The 3,205-nt window shown below is 30.7% G+C and carries 5 protein-coding genes; 2 read left to right on the top strand and 3 right to left on the bottom strand.

What is annotated here, in order from left to right:
• Positions 1 to 10: 10 nt before the first annotated feature.
• A complete protein-coding gene (locus V7014_RS26850) occupies positions 11 to 721 on the bottom strand; it encodes a cytochrome c biogenesis CcdA family protein (protein ID WP_335512133.1) in 711 nt (236 codons plus the stop codon).
• Positions 722 to 941: 220 nt separating this feature from the next.
• Between V7014_RS26850 and V7014_RS26845 the strand changes: the two genes are divergently transcribed.
• Positions 942 to 1,118, top strand: coding sequence for an aspartyl-phosphate phosphatase Spo0E family protein (locus V7014_RS26845; protein ID WP_335512131.1), 177 nt, complete (start codon positions 942 to 944; stop codon positions 1,116 to 1,118).
• Positions 1,119 to 1,239: 121 nt separating this feature from the next.
• Here the strand turns inward: V7014_RS26845 and V7014_RS26840 are convergent, their stop codons facing one another.
• The gene (locus V7014_RS26840) at positions 1,240 to 2,088 is read right to left on the bottom strand and encodes a prohibitin family protein (protein ID WP_438824992.1); all 849 of its coding nucleotides are present in this window, start codon (positions 2,086 to 2,088) and stop codon (positions 1,240 to 1,242) included.
• Positions 2,057 to 2,227 (bottom strand): hypothetical protein, encoded by a 171-nt coding sequence (locus V7014_RS26835; protein WP_335512129.1) that lies wholly within the window; start codon positions 2,225 to 2,227, stop codon positions 2,057 to 2,059. The genes V7014_RS26840 and V7014_RS26835 overlap by 32 nt, the downstream gene beginning before the upstream one ends.
• A 247-nt stretch (positions 2,228 to 2,474) precedes the next feature.
• Here V7014_RS26835 and V7014_RS26830 point away from each other — a divergent pair, with 247 nt between their 5' ends.
• Positions 2,475 to 2,852, top strand: a complete 378-nt coding sequence (locus V7014_RS26830) for a hypothetical protein (protein ID WP_335512127.1) — start codon at positions 2,475 to 2,477, stop codon at positions 2,850 to 2,852.
• The last annotated feature ends 353 nt before the right edge of the window (positions 2,853 to 3,205 follow it).

Raw genomic sequence — 3,205 nt, 5'->3', positions numbered from 1 at the left:
AAAAAACACGTTAAAATGCAGTCCAACCATTAAATAAGTTATTTGTAAAGAATGATGATATTTGTGTCATCATATCAAAATAAAGCATTACAGCCATCACAATCATGAGATAACCACCGCTTTTAAGAATTTTAACATTATGTTTCTTAATCCATTGCATTTTCCCTATAAAGAAAGAAAGAATAAAGAAAGGTATCGCAAACCCTAGTATATAAGCAATCATATATATAATGGCTGAATCTGGATTCGTTCCGGCAAGAGACAATACAACCATCAGAATTGGACCAGTACATGGCGTCCAACCTGCCGCAAAAGCGATACCAACTAAGACAGATCCTAAATAACCACTTGGGCGGTTTTTTAACTGAAACTTATGATCTTTCATCAGAAATTTCGGCTTAAAGACCCCAACGATCACCAACCCAAAAAACAAGATTAATATAGCTCCTATTTGTCTAATTAAATCTCCATTGTTTTTAAAGAATTGACCCAAAAACGATGTACCAAATCCTAACGCTATAAATATGATAGAAAATCCAATTAAAAAGCATAATGTATGTAATAAACTTCTCCTTTGTAACATTGCATTTTCAGACTTAATTTCGCCAACACTCATGCCAGTAATATATGATAAGAATGCAGGGTATAACGGTAGACAGCATGGTGAAATAAAACTCAAGAATCCAGCTCCAAATGCAAGAAATATATTAACCTCAGGCAAAATTGTAACCTCCTTAGAATCTATATATAACTATATTATCAAAAAAAGGTTAATTTAGGTAAATATTTAAAATTGAATTTTATTTGGCAAAATCAATTAACAGCGATAGTAATTGTTTGAATTTATTTCCATAAAAAGTTATACTATTAAAAGAGTAAAATTACATTATTTACTAGTTACATAGACCTAAAACCAATTATTGTCGAAAGGATCGTCCACATTGTCAAATCAAGAATTATTGCAACAAATTGAAATTAAGCGTAAAGAACTTGTTAAGATCGCTTCTGAATACGGCTTAAATAGTTCAACAACACTTCAATATAGTCAAGAACTAGATTATTTGTTAAATCAATATAATAATAGTTTCAATTATGTACCATCACAATTTGCGTACTAATGATTGTCTAGAAAACTGTTTTACTAACATTGATTCACCAAATAAAATTACTTGCATAAAAATATAGTAGTCCATCTAGGAGAAATTTTTTCAACTAGATGGACTACTTTTTTAGCTATTTTTATTTTGTAGTCGAAGTTGTTGCATCATCAATTGGGATTTGAATTAACTGGTTAGAACCAGTCGCTTTAGGCATCTTACCATCCCATTTTTCTATCCATTTATTTTGGATTACTTGTGGAGAAATAGATTTTTTAATAATTTCATTATAATTTGCAATACCTTGTGCTTCTATTCTTTTCTTTTCAGCTTCCGCTTTAGCAATATTTAACTCGATTTGTTTTCTTTCTAATTCCTGTGCAGCTTCAACACGTTTGTCAATTGCACCTTGTGTAGACTTATCTGGCTTTGGAACACCTAAAGTTAAGTTATCTACCACGAAACCAATTTTTCCGATGTCTTCAGAAAAGATTTTTTGTACATCAACAGCTGCTTCTGAAGATTTCTCTCCATAAGTATCAATGACAGAGTATTTCGCAATACCTTTACGTCCAGCATCCCAAAGTCTAGTACGTAAATATGAATCTTCAATTTGCTCTACTTCAATCGGACCAAACTTATTAAATACATCAACTACTTTATCAGGCTCAATGCTATATGTATAAGCAAAATCGATTGTTACGTTTTTTCCATCTGATGTTGCTACTTGAATATCCTTATAATTAACTGTTTGCATTCGTACTGGATACCTTGTCACTTTATCGAATAAACCAACTAAGTGCCAACCTTGCCCTAACGTTTTTTCTTGAACCCCGCCGTTTGGACTGTAAACAACACCTACATAACCATTTGGAATTTTCTCAATAAATAGTGATGTTACAGCCACACCTATAACTAGAACTAAAGCTACAATAATTCCGCCTAATACTTTACGACTTTTACCCTTTTTCATTGGTGTCACGTTTTCCATTGTCGTCATCTTCCTCCTTTAATTTCTTTTTCATTTTGTAGGCTGTATCTCCAACATGCTTAAATGATGGAGATACAATTAACCAAATGCCTATCCCCAATAAGAATATGACAATAATTGAACCGATTACAACTTTCATATGGTTCCCTCCTGCAACCTACTTTCTTTCTTCCAATAGGAAAAATGGTTATATCATATATACGCACAATAAGACAGACGGTTTCATTTTTTATATAAAAAATGAAACTTGTTTATAAAAGGAAACAAATTAGATTGTGATTCAAGAATAATATGCATAATTTTCCCAAAAAGAACAAGAAAGCTTTCAACTTTCTCCTTTATAGACGATATTAAATAGGAAGAAATACATTGAAAGGAGAAAATTAATGAAAGTCAATCAATTAGGAAGCAGTTACAACCAATTAATCCAACAAAAAGAGAAAACACAAGTAGCTTTTAACTTTAAAGATTTCATTTTAACTGATGAAGAAAAAATGAAGGAAAAGAAAGGACGCTTAGAAGTAAGAAGAGAAGATGGATATATTAGACAATATATTATTCTTTCCGATGGATCTAAAAAGCTAATATCTGAAGCAAAAGAGACTGAATTTAATAGTCTCAATCTTAATAAGAATGCAGATACCACCAATCAAAATAATAAACAATCAAATGCAACTGAGCTTATGCAATTATTGAATCAAACAATTATTAACAACAATAACTTTGCTCCTTCATTTAAAGTAAGTAAAACAACAACTGATTAATTGAATTAGTCTACTTTTACAATAAAAAAACCCTTCTTGAATAAGAAAATCCGTGCAATAGAAGGGTTTACATGCTTCATTATGAATTAATAATTGAGAAAAAAGGTCCAGTGAATTTTATATGTGTCGTCACTTTCAGAATAACAATTACCAAAATCTTGAGGGAATACTTTTTATTTCTTCCCTAATTATAATGTCTCGTAAATTATTTTTTTACTTTGTATCCAAGAAGTTCTTCTCCATCTTCATCTAAATACACATCAATAGACTTCAGCTTTGATTCTTTTTTTGGTATAAAACTAACTAAAGTAGTTTGAATTTGTTGTATGTTAACTTTTGCCCGATCTTTATAT

Source organism: Bacillus sp. JJ722 (genome assembly GCF_036963345.1).
Classification (GTDB): domain Bacteria; phylum Bacillota; class Bacilli; order Bacillales; family DSM-1321; genus Bacillus_AD.
This window is presented reverse-complemented; position numbering and strand designations above follow the sequence as displayed.